Origin of the sequence: Catenovulum sediminis (assembly GCF_007289895.1) — a bacterium.
GTDB classification, from domain to species: domain Bacteria; phylum Pseudomonadota; class Gammaproteobacteria; order Enterobacterales; family Alteromonadaceae; genus Catenovulum; species Catenovulum sediminis.
Window position 1 is genome coordinate 3,331,134 of sequence record NZ_CP041660.1, and the last position, 12,167, is coordinate 3,343,300.

The 12,167-nt window shown below is 40.3% G+C and carries 13 protein-coding genes; 6 read left to right on the plus strand and 7 right to left on the minus strand.

The window, feature by feature from the left end:
* Nucleotides 1-151: 151 nt before the first annotated feature.
* The 4 genes from FNT16_RS14235 to FNT16_RS14250 are packed head-to-tail and all read right to left on the minus strand — an operon-like array spanning nucleotide 152 to nucleotide 3,641.
* Nucleotides 152-619, minus strand: a complete 468-nt coding sequence (locus FNT16_RS14235; RefSeq protein ID WP_143872195.1) for a MarR family winged helix-turn-helix transcriptional regulator — start codon at nucleotides 617-619, stop codon at nucleotides 152-154.
* A gap of 18 nt (nucleotides 620-637) precedes the next feature.
* Nucleotides 638-2,503: a 1-deoxy-D-xylulose-5-phosphate synthase gene (gene dxs / locus FNT16_RS14240; RefSeq protein ID WP_143872196.1), complete on the minus strand. Its 1,866-nt coding sequence runs from the start codon at nucleotides 2,501-2,503 to the stop codon at nucleotides 638-640.
* Between the two features lie 8 nt (nucleotides 2,504-2,511).
* Nucleotides 2,512-3,396, minus strand: coding sequence for a (2E,6E)-farnesyl diphosphate synthase (gene ispA, locus FNT16_RS14245; protein ID WP_143872197.1), 885 nt, complete (start codon nucleotides 3,394-3,396; stop codon nucleotides 2,512-2,514).
* Nucleotides 3,393-3,641 (minus strand): exodeoxyribonuclease VII small subunit, encoded by a 249-nt coding sequence (locus FNT16_RS14250; RefSeq protein WP_143872198.1) that lies wholly within the window; start codon nucleotides 3,639-3,641, stop codon nucleotides 3,393-3,395. The genes ispA and FNT16_RS14250 overlap by 4 nt, the downstream gene beginning before the upstream one ends.
* Nucleotides 3,642-3,836: 195 nt before the next feature.
* Here FNT16_RS14250 and pomA point away from each other — a divergent pair, with 195 nt between their 5' ends.
* From pomA to thiI, 3 genes are all read left to right on the plus strand, one after another.
* On the plus strand, nucleotides 3,837-4,595 hold the full coding sequence (pomA, locus tag FNT16_RS14255; RefSeq protein ID WP_143872199.1) for a flagellar motor protein PomA: 759 nt from the start codon (nucleotides 3,837-3,839) through the stop codon (nucleotides 4,593-4,595).
* 1 nt (nucleotide 4,596) lies between these two features.
* Nucleotides 4,597-5,526, plus strand: coding sequence for a flagellar motor protein MotB (locus tag FNT16_RS14260; RefSeq protein ID WP_143872200.1), 930 nt, complete (start codon nucleotides 4,597-4,599; stop codon nucleotides 5,524-5,526).
* A 139-nt stretch (nucleotides 5,527-5,665) separates the two neighbouring features.
* Nucleotides 5,666-7,114 (plus strand): tRNA uracil 4-sulfurtransferase ThiI, encoded by a 1,449-nt coding sequence (thiI, locus tag FNT16_RS14265; protein ID WP_185976759.1) that lies wholly within the window; start codon nucleotides 5,666-5,668, stop codon nucleotides 7,112-7,114.
* On the opposite strand, the gene FNT16_RS14270 is transcribed toward thiI, so the two are convergent.
* Both FNT16_RS14270 and FNT16_RS14275 read right to left on the minus strand, forming a co-directional pair.
* Nucleotides 7,092-7,997, minus strand: coding sequence for a ketopantoate reductase family protein (locus tag FNT16_RS14270; protein ID WP_143872202.1), 906 nt, complete (start codon nucleotides 7,995-7,997; stop codon nucleotides 7,092-7,094). The two genes, thiI and FNT16_RS14270, sit on opposite strands and share 23 nt — an antisense overlap.
* Nucleotides 7,967-8,470: a VanZ family protein gene (locus FNT16_RS14275; RefSeq protein WP_342779171.1), complete on the minus strand. Its 504-nt coding sequence runs from the start codon at nucleotides 8,468-8,470 to the stop codon at nucleotides 7,967-7,969. The genes FNT16_RS14270 and FNT16_RS14275 overlap by 31 nt, the downstream gene beginning before the upstream one ends.
* Nucleotides 8,471-8,539: 69 nt before the next feature.
* Between FNT16_RS14275 and FNT16_RS14280 the strand changes: the two genes are divergently transcribed.
* The 3 genes from FNT16_RS14280 (at nucleotide 8,540) to FNT16_RS14290 (ending at nucleotide 10,876) form a co-directional block, all read left to right on the plus strand.
* Nucleotides 8,540-9,610 carry a 3-deoxy-7-phosphoheptulonate synthase gene (locus FNT16_RS14280; RefSeq protein WP_143872204.1) on the plus strand — a complete coding sequence of 357 codons (1,071 nt, stop codon included), beginning with the start codon at nucleotides 8,540-8,542 and terminating at the stop codon, nucleotides 9,608-9,610.
* Nucleotides 9,611-9,614: 4 nt separating this feature from the next.
* The gene (gene tyrA / locus FNT16_RS14285; protein WP_246072234.1) at nucleotides 9,615-10,604 is read left to right on the plus strand and encodes a bifunctional chorismate mutase/prephenate dehydrogenase; all 990 of its coding nucleotides are present in this window, start codon (nucleotides 9,615-9,617) and stop codon (nucleotides 10,602-10,604) included.
* Nucleotides 10,605-10,696: 92 nt separating this feature from the next.
* Entirely contained in the window at nucleotides 10,697-10,876 is a 180-nt protein-coding gene (locus FNT16_RS14290) for a glycine zipper domain-containing protein (protein WP_143872206.1), read from the plus strand.
* On the opposite strand, the gene FNT16_RS14295 is transcribed toward FNT16_RS14290, so the two are convergent.
* Nucleotides 10,873-11,904 (minus strand): LacI family DNA-binding transcriptional regulator, encoded by a 1,032-nt coding sequence (locus FNT16_RS14295; protein WP_143872207.1) that lies wholly within the window; start codon nucleotides 11,902-11,904, stop codon nucleotides 10,873-10,875. The genes FNT16_RS14290 and FNT16_RS14295 overlap by 4 nt on opposite strands.
* Nucleotides 11,905-12,167 lie beyond the last annotated feature (263 nt).

Here is a 12,167-nt window from a genome sequence, read left to right on the forward strand (position 1 = left end):
AAGCTAAAGCCGCGATACATCTTATTACGCTCGACCTAAACATTAAATAATAACACTCCCACTTTAATTGGCTTGTGTACGCCGACATGAGCATAAACTGAACTACATACTATAATCAAATGCTACTTACTCGTTTCCTAACCCTTTTTTCCTACCCCTTTTCTTTTAGCTTATCTTCAATGCGCTGTAAATTTTCGTCCAGTTGTTTTAATCCAGAATACATTGCATTAAGTTCACTGCTGGTGATGCCTTTTACCATGGGTTGGCTGATATTGGCTAAGGCTTTGTTGAGAGTCGTACACACCTTTTTCCCTTCGGGTGATAGTCTGACAATACACTTGCGTTTATTGGTTTTTACAACACGGCGGATAATCCAATCTTGTCGTGTTAGCCAGTCAAGCAGGCGGGTTACGGCGGCTTTGTCTTTGCCTGTTTTGTTGACCAAAACTTGCTGTTCAATACCCTCTTCAGGTATTAAATTGAGCAAAAAGTAACTTTCAGGTGTAATTTCATATCCGCTGTGTTTAAAAATCTGTTTCAGTACCGATTTCATATTAAACGCAAGATGGTGCAGGGTGTAACCCAGTGTTTTTTCAATCTCTTGCTGGCTGCTAGACATAACTTACCCTTATTCGTTTTACTTTTTAATAAAACGATTGATTTGGTTTTTTATTCCTTCAGCGTCTAATTCTAAAATCTGGTAAAGTTCGTTTTGTGAACCATGTTTAACAAATTCATCCGGTACACCAATATTAAGTACTTTACAGGCTTCGCCTAAACCCGCTAATACTTCTAATACTGCGCTGCCTGCACCGCCTTGAATGCAGTTGTCTTCAACTGTAATAATATATTCATGCTGCTGCGCTGCATTTGTTATGGCTGTTTTGTCTATCGGTTTTACAAAGCGCATGTCATATAAAGTAGCATCTAATTCTTCGGCGGCTTGCTCAGCAAAGTGGCATAAGCTACCAAAGTTTAAAATGGCAATTTTTTGCCCGCTGCGTTTTAGCCATGCTTTACCAATTTCTAAGCTTTGCATTTGAGCTTGTATTTCGGCATTTGGACCACTGCCTCTTGGGTAGCGCACAACACAAGGTTTTTGGCTGTTGTGGCCGGTATACAGCATTTGTCGGCATTCATTTTCATCAGACGGTGTCATAACGACAAGATTGGGAATGCAGCGCATAAAGCTGATATCAAATGTCCCCTGATGGGTCGGTCCATCTGCACCGACAATTCCGGCACGATCGACGGCAAATAATACCGGCAGGTTTTGTAGCGCGACATCATGTATCACTTGATCATAAGCGCGCTGTAAAAAGGTTGAGTATATCGCAACAACGGGTTTTAACCCCTGTATAGCCATACCGGCTGCTAATGTCACTGCGTGCTGTTCGGCAATCGCGGTATCAAAATATTGCGCCGGATATTCACGTGAAAAACGCACCATACCTGAGCCTTCACGCATGGCAGGTGTGATTGCCATCAGTTTTTTATCGTTTTTTGCCATATCACACAACCAAGTACCAAATACTTTAGAGTAGGTTGGCGAATTGGCTTTTTTTACCGGCAATTCACAGCAGGTTAAATCAAATTTAGGTACCGCGTGATAACCAATCGGGTCTTGTTCTGCCGGGTGATAACCTTTACCTTTTTTGGTAACAACATGCAATAGTTGTGGGCCTTTTAAGCTGCGCATGTTTTTTAAGGTATCGACCAAAGCATTTACATCGTGTCCATCTATAGGGCCGATATAATTAAAACCTAACTCTTCAAAAATGGTGCCCGGTGCTATCATGCCTTTTAAATGTTCTTCTGCACGACTGGCTAATTCTTTAATGGGTGGTACGTTGCTGAGTATTTTTTTACCACTTTCGCGAAACGAGGTGTAAACAGAGCCGGATAATAATTTGGCTAAATGATTATTCAGTGCACCAACATTTTCCGATATCGACATGTCATTGTCATTTAAGATAACCAGCATGTTTTTATCTAAATCACCCGCGTGGTTTAATGCTTCAAACGCCATGCCGGCTGTCATTGCACCATCACCAATTACCGCAACAACCTGTCGGCCAGCTTTTTCTTTTTCTGCCGCTATCGCCATGCCTAACGCTGCGCTGATAGAAGTTGAAGAATGACCCACACTCAGTGGATCATATTCACTCTCTTCACGCCACGGGAAGGGGTGTAATCCGTTTAACTGGCGTATGGTATGAATTTGATCGCGTCTGCCGGTTAGTATTTTATGCGGGTAGGCTTGATGACCAACATCCCATATTAGTTGGTCAAACGGCGTTTTATAAACATAATGCAATGCAATCGTAAGTTCGACCGTACCTAAGCCGGAAGCAAAATGACCACTGCTCTGGCTTACCGATGCCAGTAAATATTCGCGCAATTCAGTTGCGACTTCAGATAACTCAGACAAAGGTAAGCTGCGTAAGTCTTCTGGCTCGTTAATCAATCTTAGTCTGGGGTAATTATTTATATTAATAGTCATTGCTCAGATCAGTGCTGTCTTTGTACGATAAACCGCGCGAAATTAAATAGTGATTGCGTATTGTAGGGGAGATCGCGAATTTGCTCTAGTGCTGATTGATATACTTGTTCAGCTTTTTCGATTGCTTGTTCTAATCCTAACAATCCGGGGTAGGTACTTTTGTTTAATTTTTCATCCGAGCCTTGCGGTTTTCCCAAGGCTTCAGTGCTGGCGGTTACATCTAAAATGTCATCCTGAATCTGAAACGCTAAGCCTAACTGCTGCGCAAACTCATCAAACTGTTTCATATGTTCTGCCGGTAAGTCGGGTTTTGCAAGACAGGCTAGACTTACGGCAGCACGCAGCAAAGCGCCGGTTTTTAAATGATGAATTTTTTCTAATTCAGCTAAGCTGATTTGGCTGTTTTCGGCTGCTAAATCAAGCGCCTGTCCTGAGCACATGCCATAATAGCCAGCGTGACGGCTAAGCTCTTTTATCCAGTTAACTTTGATACTGTCGTTTACACCGGCATTGGCGATGGTTTCATAGGCGAGTGTTTGTAATGCGTCACCGGCTAAGATGGCGGTTGCTTCATCAAATTCAATATGACAAGTTGGCTTGCCTCGGCGTAAATCGTCGTCATCCATTGCGGGTAGGTCGTCATGTACCAATGAGTAAGAATGAATGCACTCTAATGCAATGGCCGCCGGAATGATTGTTTGCGTTGAAATACCCAATGCTTGCGCAACTAAACTCATCAAATAAGGACGTACACGTTTGCCCCCATTGGTTAAGCTGTACAGCATAGCCTGATGCAATATAGGCGATCTGTCTGCTGGGATTTGTTGAAAAAGTTCGGCTAAAGTTTGATTAAACTCCGCTTGAAACTTTTTTATATCAGATTCAATTGTCATTTAATCAGGCTCTGTGGGTCGACATCTACAAGCTCATTATTGCCGTTTTTTTGCTGCAGTATTTTTATTTTTTGCTCTGCTTGTTCTAGCTTTTGCTGGCTGGCGCGAACCAAAGCTACACCGCGCTCGTATTGTTTCAAAGCCTCTTCTAATGGCAATTCGCCTTGTTCCATTTGTTGAACAAGTTTTTCTAACTCATCTATATTATCTTCCAAAGACATATTTTCAGGTTTTTTAGCGGCCATAATTTATTCCTACTTTTAAAATCGGCGAAACACTACAACAGGCTGGGTAAATGGTCAATTTAAAGTGTTGGATAAAATAGCTAATTTTATGAAAAAGCTAAACATTCATCTGTTATTGTCGATAATTGAGTTAAACTTATAAAATAAAAATAAATCTATGTTCAGTTCGAACACCATTTTTGCTTGGAGGAATGCGTGGATCTAGCAACGGTAATTGGTCTTGTCGGGGCGATCGCCTTTATCGTGATGGCGATGATATTAGGCGGTGATTTAACCATGTTTTTCGATGTCCCGTCTGTGCTCATCGTATTTTGTGGTTCATTATTCGTTGTGTTGGCTAATTTTACAATGGGCCAGTTTTTTGGCATCGGTAAAATTATGGGTAAGGCTTTTATGTTTAAAATCGAAAGCCCTGAAGAATTAATTGAAAAATCAGTTGAAATGGCCGATGCAGCGCGTAAAGGTGGTTTTTTAGCATTAGAAGAAGCGCAAATAGATAATCCTTTTATGCGCAAAGGCGTTGATATGTTAGTCGATGGTCATGATGGGGATGTTGTTAAAGCAACCTTGGCTAAAGACATTGAATTGACAACTGAACGACATGAAGCGGGTATTGGTTTATTAAAAGCACTGGGTGATGTTGCACCTGCAATGGGCATGATAGGCACATTGATTGGTTTGGTTGCTATGTTATCAAACATGGATGACCCTAAAGCGATTGGTCCTGCGATGGCCGTTGCTTTGCTAACTACTTTATATGGTGCTTTTTTAGCGAACGTAATTGCTTTACCATTGGCGGCTAAATTAACGCTTAGAAAAGAAGAAGAAAAACTAAATCAGAGCCTTATTTTAGACGCTATTTTAGGCATTCAAGATGGACAAAACCCAAGGGTCATTGAAGGTGTTTTGAAAAACTACTTGGCCGAGTCTAAACGCAAAGTAGGCGAGGAATAAAATGGCTGAAGATTGCCCTCCCTGTAAAAAATGTCCTCCCCCCGGTTTGCCCGCGTGGATGGGGACATTTGCTGATTTGATGTCGTTGTTGATGTGCTTTTTCGTACTCTTGCTTGCATTCTCTGAAATGGATGTCCTTAAATTTAAGCAAATTGCAGGTTCGATGAAGTTTGCATTCGGTGTGCAAAATAAACTGGAAATAAAAGATATTCCTAAAGGGACATCTGTTATTGCACAAGAATTTCGCCCCGGTCGCCCTGATCCAACACCAATTGAAACCATTCAGCAGCAAACTGTTGAAATGACACAACAAACCTTAGAGTTTGAAGCGGGGGATGAAGATTCATCGGGTGGTCGTCAAAAACAACGCGGTGATCAGCGTGGCGGTACTGCTTCTGACACTGCAAACCAACAGTCTTCAACTGCTGAGTCGCAAGCCGCAGCAGAAGAAATCAGTGAGCTGGTGAAAAAAATTGCCCAGCAATTAGAAGAGCAAATTGTCGATGGTGCGATTGAGCTAGAATCGCTCGGTCAGCAAATTATTATTCGTATCCGTGAGAACGGCGCATTTCCATCTGGCTCAGCATTTTTACAGTCTCAATTTAAACCAATTATTCAGCAAGTTGCTAAGCTACTGACTCAGGTGCCGGGCGAAATAACTGTATCCGGGCATACAGACAATCAGAACGTTGTATCAGAGTTATATGCTTCAAACTGGGAATTATCGAGTAAACGAGCGGTGGCTGTTGCACATGAAATGGTGCGAACCCCGGGTTTTGATGCCAATAGATTGGTCGTTGTTGGCCATGCTGATACGAGACCTTTAGTACCGAATAATTCAGTAGAAAACCGCAGACGTAATCGAAGGGTTGAAATCTCGATTATGCAAGGTAAAGCTAAAGAGTCAGATCCCATCACGGTTTCGCCATAAATTTACACTGTAATCCATTTTGTCTGTCACATTTTGTGACAGACAAGTAGTCTAATTTGAAAAAGGCATTCTTTATCTTTGATAAAATCTGTATAATCGTCAGCCAATTTTTCGCTTGAAGTCAGCTTTGCATAATATGATTAAATTTATAGTTAAAATGCACCCCGAAATTTCGATTAAAAGTCGTTCGGTGCGCATCCGGTTTACCAAAATTCTTGAAAGCAATATTAAAAATGTACTGCGTAAAGTTGACGAAAAAGCTTGGGTTCAAAAACAATGGGATTGTGTAGAGGCACGTGTCAGTGATGATAAGCGTGAAATTGCAATTGAACGCTTGCAGTGTATTCCTGGCGTAACCTCGTTTGCCGAGGTACAGCAGTCTCCTTTTGTTTCTTTTGACGAAACCTGCGAAAAAATTCTATCTATATATGCATCACAAATTGAACATAAAAGTTTTTGTGTGCGGGTTAGGCGTCGTGGTAAACACGACTTTACCTCTAAAGATTTAGAGCAATATGTAGGTGGCGCATTAAATCAAAAGGTAGAGTCAGCGCGAGTACAGCTTAAAAAACCTGAAGTTGAAATTAATTTAGAGGTTGCTAACGATCAGCTCTTTTTGATTGGTACCCGATACAAGGGGCTAGGTGGTTTCCCGATTGCGACACAAGATGAAACCATTTCGCTGATCTCTGGTGGGTTTGACTCAGGTGTGGCTAGTTTTTTAACCATGCGCCGTGGGATTAAAACGCATTTTTTGTTTTTCAATTTAGGGGGGGCAGCGCACGAGATAGGGGTTAAACAAGTCTCTTATTTTTTGTGGGCTAAGTACGGCATATCTCATCGTGTAAAGTTTATTTCAGTTGATTTTCAACCGGTCGTGGCTGAAATATTAGAAACGATAGACTCAGGTTTAATGGGCGTTGTATTAAAGCGTATGATGTTGCGGGCGGCTAGTTTAGTTGCCGAGCGCATGAATATTAAAGCGGTCGTAACCGGTGAAGCCTTGGGCCAAGTATCAAGCCAAACTTTATCAAACTTAAGTTTAATTGATAAAGTGACAGATACACTGGTTGTGCGCCCTTTGGTTACCATGGACAAGCAGGATATTATTGATTTAGCCCGTCAAATTGGTACTGAAGATTTTGCTAAAACAATGCCTGAATATTGTGGGGTTATCTCACAACGACCCAATATCGCAGCGCCTGAACATAAAGTATTGGCCGCTGAAGATTGTTTTCACATGCCCCTTATCGAGCAAGTGGTAGATGAGGCCAAGGTTTACGATATCCGACAGTTAAAAACCGAAACACAAGAGGTGGTTTCTGAAGTCGAGTCGCTAACTGAGGTCGCTGAAAATCAGGTGATTATCGATGTGCGCTCAGTTGAAGAAGAAGAATTAGAGCCTTTAGATATTGAGAATGTCGAAGTGTTGCATATTCCATTTTTTAAGTTGGCGACTCAATTTCCTGATTTACAGCAAGATAAAGAGTATTTGTTGTATTGTAAAAAAGGGGTTATGAGCCGATTGCAAGCGCTTTATTTGATTGAGCAAGGCTATAAAAACGTTAAGCTTTTTCAACCTGTTTAAGCTGTTGGTAAAGTGATAAGTGGCAAGGCAGTACTAAATTGTATTGCTTTGCCTGTTGTAATAAGTAGCCTGTAATAAAATCTATTTCTGTTTTGCGCTGGTGCGCGACATCCTGTTGCATCGATGAGTAATTTTCCGCCGTATTTTCGATAACCTGATAAACTGTGCTGTTTAGCTGAGAATGGTTAAAAGGCAATTTTAAACAAACACTCAATTGCATAATTTCATCTATTAATTTTTCTACATGCGCCGAATAGCGAGGCGATCTGAGTTCACCATTTTTTATATTATTAACAGCAGTCAGTGGATTGATCACTGAATTGATAAACAATTTAAGCCATAACCTGTTTTCAATATCTGTCACCCAACTGGCTTGTTGCCAGCTATTGATAAGGCCTTGCAATAAAGCAGGGCATTCAGCTGTATTCTTTAAGCAGCCAAATACAGTTTCGCCAATACCTGTTTGTATTATATTGAATTTTTCTTTAGAAAAAGCTGCATAGGTTGTGCTGGCGAGAAGCACGTGCGCTGACGGAAATATTTTATGTGCCGAGCTAACCGTCCCCATGCCATTATGTAGCAGGACAATATGTGCATTTTTAGCGAGCGAGAATTTTTGTTTAACTTGGCTAAGTGCAGCTTCAACCTGATAAGATTTGACCGCCAATAACAATAGTTCGATGGGGCTTTCGTCATTGGTTTTTAATGGTAAATCAATGTGATGCTCAGAACCGTTGAAATCGGTGAACAAAAGACATTTTTTTGGTAACGCGGTAGTGGCGATATCTTGTGCGCGCAGCAATACCTCAAAAGGTATTTGCTGTTTATAACATTGATAAATTACGGTCGCGCTTATCGCGCCACAACCCACGATAGTAAGCATGAAAACTTAGTGTTATTGAATATATAAATACTGGTAATACAACCTGCCATATCAAATAGCCAGTCAGCTAAACTGGCTTGCCTGTCAAAAAATGTACCTTGAATGATTTCTACACCCGCACCATAAAATGCCATAGTAAGAATAATTGCAGCAGCATGAAAATTGCGGTTTTTATGAAAACTCATTACGGTTAAAAAGGTCAGTCCGGCAAATACGACAAAATGTGCCAGTTTGTCGAAATGCGGAAATAGCACGACCGCATTTGTGTTTATAGGTTTAAAAAACAAAAAACTGGCGTATATAAAAGCAACAGTCGTTATAAATTGCCAGCTGACTTGCAGGCGTAAAATTTTAAATATTGATTGCATAACAAGATTAATGATTTGATATTTGTACATTGTACAGCAATATTTAAAAGTAATGTTAAAAGCACTTAAAAATAAGCTGATTAACCAAGAGTTTTTGGCTACAATATAGCGATTTTGCGAAAGAGTCGCGTGATAATATCAAGCCCTCAAAAATAAATACTGGATACCGATTTAATGCTCAAAGATAACCTAAATAATGTACATGTTAATGATGAAAAAGTTTTAATTACGCCGGAAAAGCTTAAAGAAGCTTTACCCGTTTCAGACCGTGCATTAAGTTATATCGCTAACGCAAGACAAACTCTTTCTAACATTATTCAAGGGAAAGACAAACGGCTTATCGTTATTAGTGGTCCTTGTTCTATTCATGATGTAGACGCTGCTATTGTTTATGCTAAAAAATTAAAAGCACTACATGATGAATTAAAAGACAGTTTGTATATTGTAATGCGCGTTTATTTTGAAAAGCCAAGAACGACCGTTGGCTGGAAAGGGCTTATCAATGATCCAAACATCAATGGCAGTTTTAATATTGAAGAGGGGTTGCATAAAGCCCGTAAATTATTAATCGAATTGGCCGATATGGAAATTCCAATGGCTACAGAAGCGTTGGATCCAATTAGTCCACAATATTTAGCCGAAATGTTCAGTTGGTCGGCCATTGGAGCACGTACCACTGAATCACAAACGCACAGAGAAATGGCAAGTGGTTTGTCTATGCCAGTTGGCTTTAAAAATGGCACAGATGGTAGTTTAGACACTGCAATTAATGCGCTTAAATCAGCCGCTTCACCACATAGCTTCATGGGTATTAATCAGCAAGGTCAAGTTGCCGTAATTTCAACCAGTGGCAATCCAGACGGGCACGTTATTTTACGCGGAGGTAAAGGGCCAAACTATGATTCAGCCAATGTTGCTATTTGTGAAGAAAAACTCCGTAAAGCAGGCTTAAATGACGCTTTGATGGTTGATTGTAGTCATGGTAATTCAAATAAAGATTACACTCGTCAACCTTTGGTTGCTAAAGACGTGATGCAGCAAATTGAAACCGGCAACCAGTCTATTATCGGTATTATGTTAGAAAGTCACTTAAATGCGGGTAACCAGTCTTCGGATCAATGCATGACAGATATGAAATATGGTGTATCTATTACCGATGCTTGTATTGATTGGCCGACTACCGAAGATTTATTACGTGAAATGGCGGTTAAATTAAAACAACCGTTGGCCAATCGAGGCGCTTAATATAATGCCAAATACACTTGCATCGCAGTTAGAGCAGGTTGAACAGGAAATAGAGCGTTTAACACAGAAAAAAGCTGAGCTTGAAAAGTTTATTCGCGCTCAGCGTTTGCAAGCTGCTAAGAACAAAAGCTGCCATCAAACGAGAAAAATTACCATCATAGGTGGAGAAGGGCGTTTAGGTTCTTTGTTTGTTCGGCTTTTTTCTGAGCATGGTCATCAGGTTCAGGTTTTTGAAAAAGATGACTGGCCCAATGCTCAACAAAAACTTTCCGGACAAGATTTAGTCCTGGTATCAGTACCTATCAATTTAACCGTTGAGATTATTCATGCGTTGCAAGGGAATTTGGACGAGTCTTGTATTTTAGCGGATTTAACCAGTATTAAAGCACAACCGGTTGATGCAATGTTAAATGCACATCTAGGCTGTGTCGTTGGTTTACACCCGATGTTTGGCCCTGACGTTCCTGATATTCATGATCAAGTTGTCGCTTATTGTGCAGGGCGCAAGGTTGAAGAGGCGCAGTGGTTGTTAGATACATTTAAAACCATGGGCGCAAAATTAAAAGAAGTGGGCGCACAATCGCACGATAAAGCGATGGCGTTTATTCAGGTAATGCGGCACTTCTCTACTTTTGTCTATGGTTTGCATTTACAGCAAGAAAACCCTCAATTAAAAGAATTAATCGCGTTAAGTTCACCTATCTATCGTCTAGAGTTGGCAATGGTTGGACGGCTGTTTGCTCAGGATGCGCAGTTATATGCAGATATTATTTACGCCAATCCAGAGAACTTTAATTTGTTAAAGCGCTTTGTTCAACGTTTTCAAGAAGGTATTCAGCTTTTAGAAAGTGGAGATAAATCCCTGTTTAAAGAAGAATTTTTTGATGTTAGACGGTGGTTTGGTGAATATGCTGACTATTTCTTGCAAGAAAGTAGGCGGATGTTAGATGCCGCACACCAATATACAGATTTAGACGAGACTTCAAATATTTAATTTTCTGTTAATTTAATGTTGAAAATGTATTCTCTTTGAGTAATTATAGTGAGCGTTTGATTGTTGACTATAAGATCATTGAGGGACATGAGATGGCATCAACCAATAAAAAAGACAACGAAAAGCACGTTTCTGATTTGTGGATAGCCCTAGGTGTTGGTGTAGGCTGCACTTTAGGTCTGGCACTTGATAATGTCGCGGTCGGAATTACAATTGGTATCGCTGTTGGGTTTGCAATATCGGCCTCTAAAGCAAACCACATTCAAGATTAAACTTTATTTGCCGATCCCGCTGATTCGCGAATAACAATCTCAGGGTGAACTACACAGTTTTGACTAATCGCTTGAGGGTTACCACCTTCTATTTTCGCGATAAGTTTATTGGCTGCAAACTTGGCCATTTCCCTTACAGGGCGTTTGATGGTGGTCAGTGCAGGTATGATGCGGGATGCTAATAAGTTATCATCGAAACCACATACCGATAATTCATCAGGTATTTTAATACCTAAATCATGTGCGGCTTTAATGACACCAGATGCCATTTCATCGTTATTGGCAAAAATAGCGGTAGGGCGATTTTCTAAGGTCAATAAGTGTCGACCTTGTTCGATACCGCTTTCGTATTGGTTTGTACCTTCAACAACTAAATCTGCTGCTAAAGGTTGACCCATCTCCTGCATTGTATTGCTAAAACCTTCAAAGCGTTCGCGCGAAGAGCGGTAGTTCAGCGGCCCTGTTATCATCGCGATTTTTTGATGGTTAAGAGAGGTAATATATTTAGCCATCTCGGCAGCTGCATGTCTGTCGTTTGACATCACAAAATTTTCACTGGCTTCGGAAAAGCCTGAAACTAAACGAACATACGGAATGCTATTTTGATCTAACACGTCAGCTAAGCTATCTACTTCAGAGGCAGGCGGTAAGAGAACGATACCGTCGAGCTTAGAACGCCGAACAAAATTAACCACATTATTATTCAGATCTGGACTTTTATACCGGCAGGGATGAACAACAAGTTCATAACCTTTCTGGCTGCAAAATTCTAAGATCCCACGTTGTATATCATCAATATATAATGCATCAGGGTTATCGTAAACTAAACCAAGTAAATAAGATCGGCTAGACGCTAAGCCTCTAGCTTGTTTGTCTGGTACATAGTTGTACTGTTCAATGATTTTCTCAACTTTAATTTTAGTTTGTTCACCGACTTTGGGTGATTGGTTAATCACGCGTGAAACTGTTCGTTTAGAAACACCAGCCAGCCTGGCTATGTCATTTATCGTTATTTTTTCTTGATTCATAATGTCATTATTTAATTTGTTCGGCTCTTATGTATCATAATTAGAGCGAAATGCCTAATTGTAATAATATTTTGTAAAATTTTAAATATAAATAGGCTCTTTTAATTTGACACTGCCACCGGTGGCATTATATATTAATCCCATCCTAGTTAATATTATCTTAGCAGTGGACTTAGTTTTAAATAACGCAGGTTTAAGCTGTGTTAGCGTTAGCAACTAACAAGAGATTGAAGCATACTATTAAACAATTAGCAAAGTAGTGT

Coding starts and splice junctions, on each gene's coding strand:
- FNT16_RS14280 (WP_143872204.1), top strand. CDS start 8,540: ATGCTCAAAGATAACCTAAATAATGTACATGTTAATGATGAAAAAGTT.
- ispA (WP_143872197.1), bottom strand. CDS start 3,396: ATGACAATTGAATCTGATATAAAAAAGTTTCAAGCGGAGTTTAATCAA.
- tyrA (WP_246072234.1), top strand. CDS start 9,615: ATGCCAAATACACTTGCATCGCAGTTAGAGCAGGTTGAACAGGAAATA.
- FNT16_RS14290 (WP_143872206.1), top strand. CDS start 10,697: ATGGCATCAACCAATAAAAAAGACAACGAAAAGCACGTTTCTGATTTG.
- FNT16_RS14235 (WP_143872195.1), bottom strand. CDS start 619: ATGTCTAGCAGCCAGCAAGAGATTGAAAAAACACTGGGTTACACCCTG.
- FNT16_RS14295 (WP_143872207.1), bottom strand. CDS start 11,904: ATGAATCAAGAAAAAATAACGATAAATGACATAGCCAGGCTGGCTGGT.
- FNT16_RS14270 (WP_143872202.1), bottom strand. CDS start 7,997: ATGCTTACTATCGTGGGTTGTGGCGCGATAAGCGCGACCGTAATTTAT.
- FNT16_RS14250 (WP_143872198.1), bottom strand. CDS start 3,641: ATGGCCGCTAAAAAACCTGAAAATATGTCTTTGGAAGATAATATAGAT.
- dxs (WP_143872196.1), bottom strand. CDS start 2,503: ATGACTATTAATATAAATAATTACCCCAGACTAAGATTGATTAACGAG.
- FNT16_RS14260 (WP_143872200.1), top strand. CDS start 4,597: ATGGCTGAAGATTGCCCTCCCTGTAAAAAATGTCCTCCCCCCGGTTTG.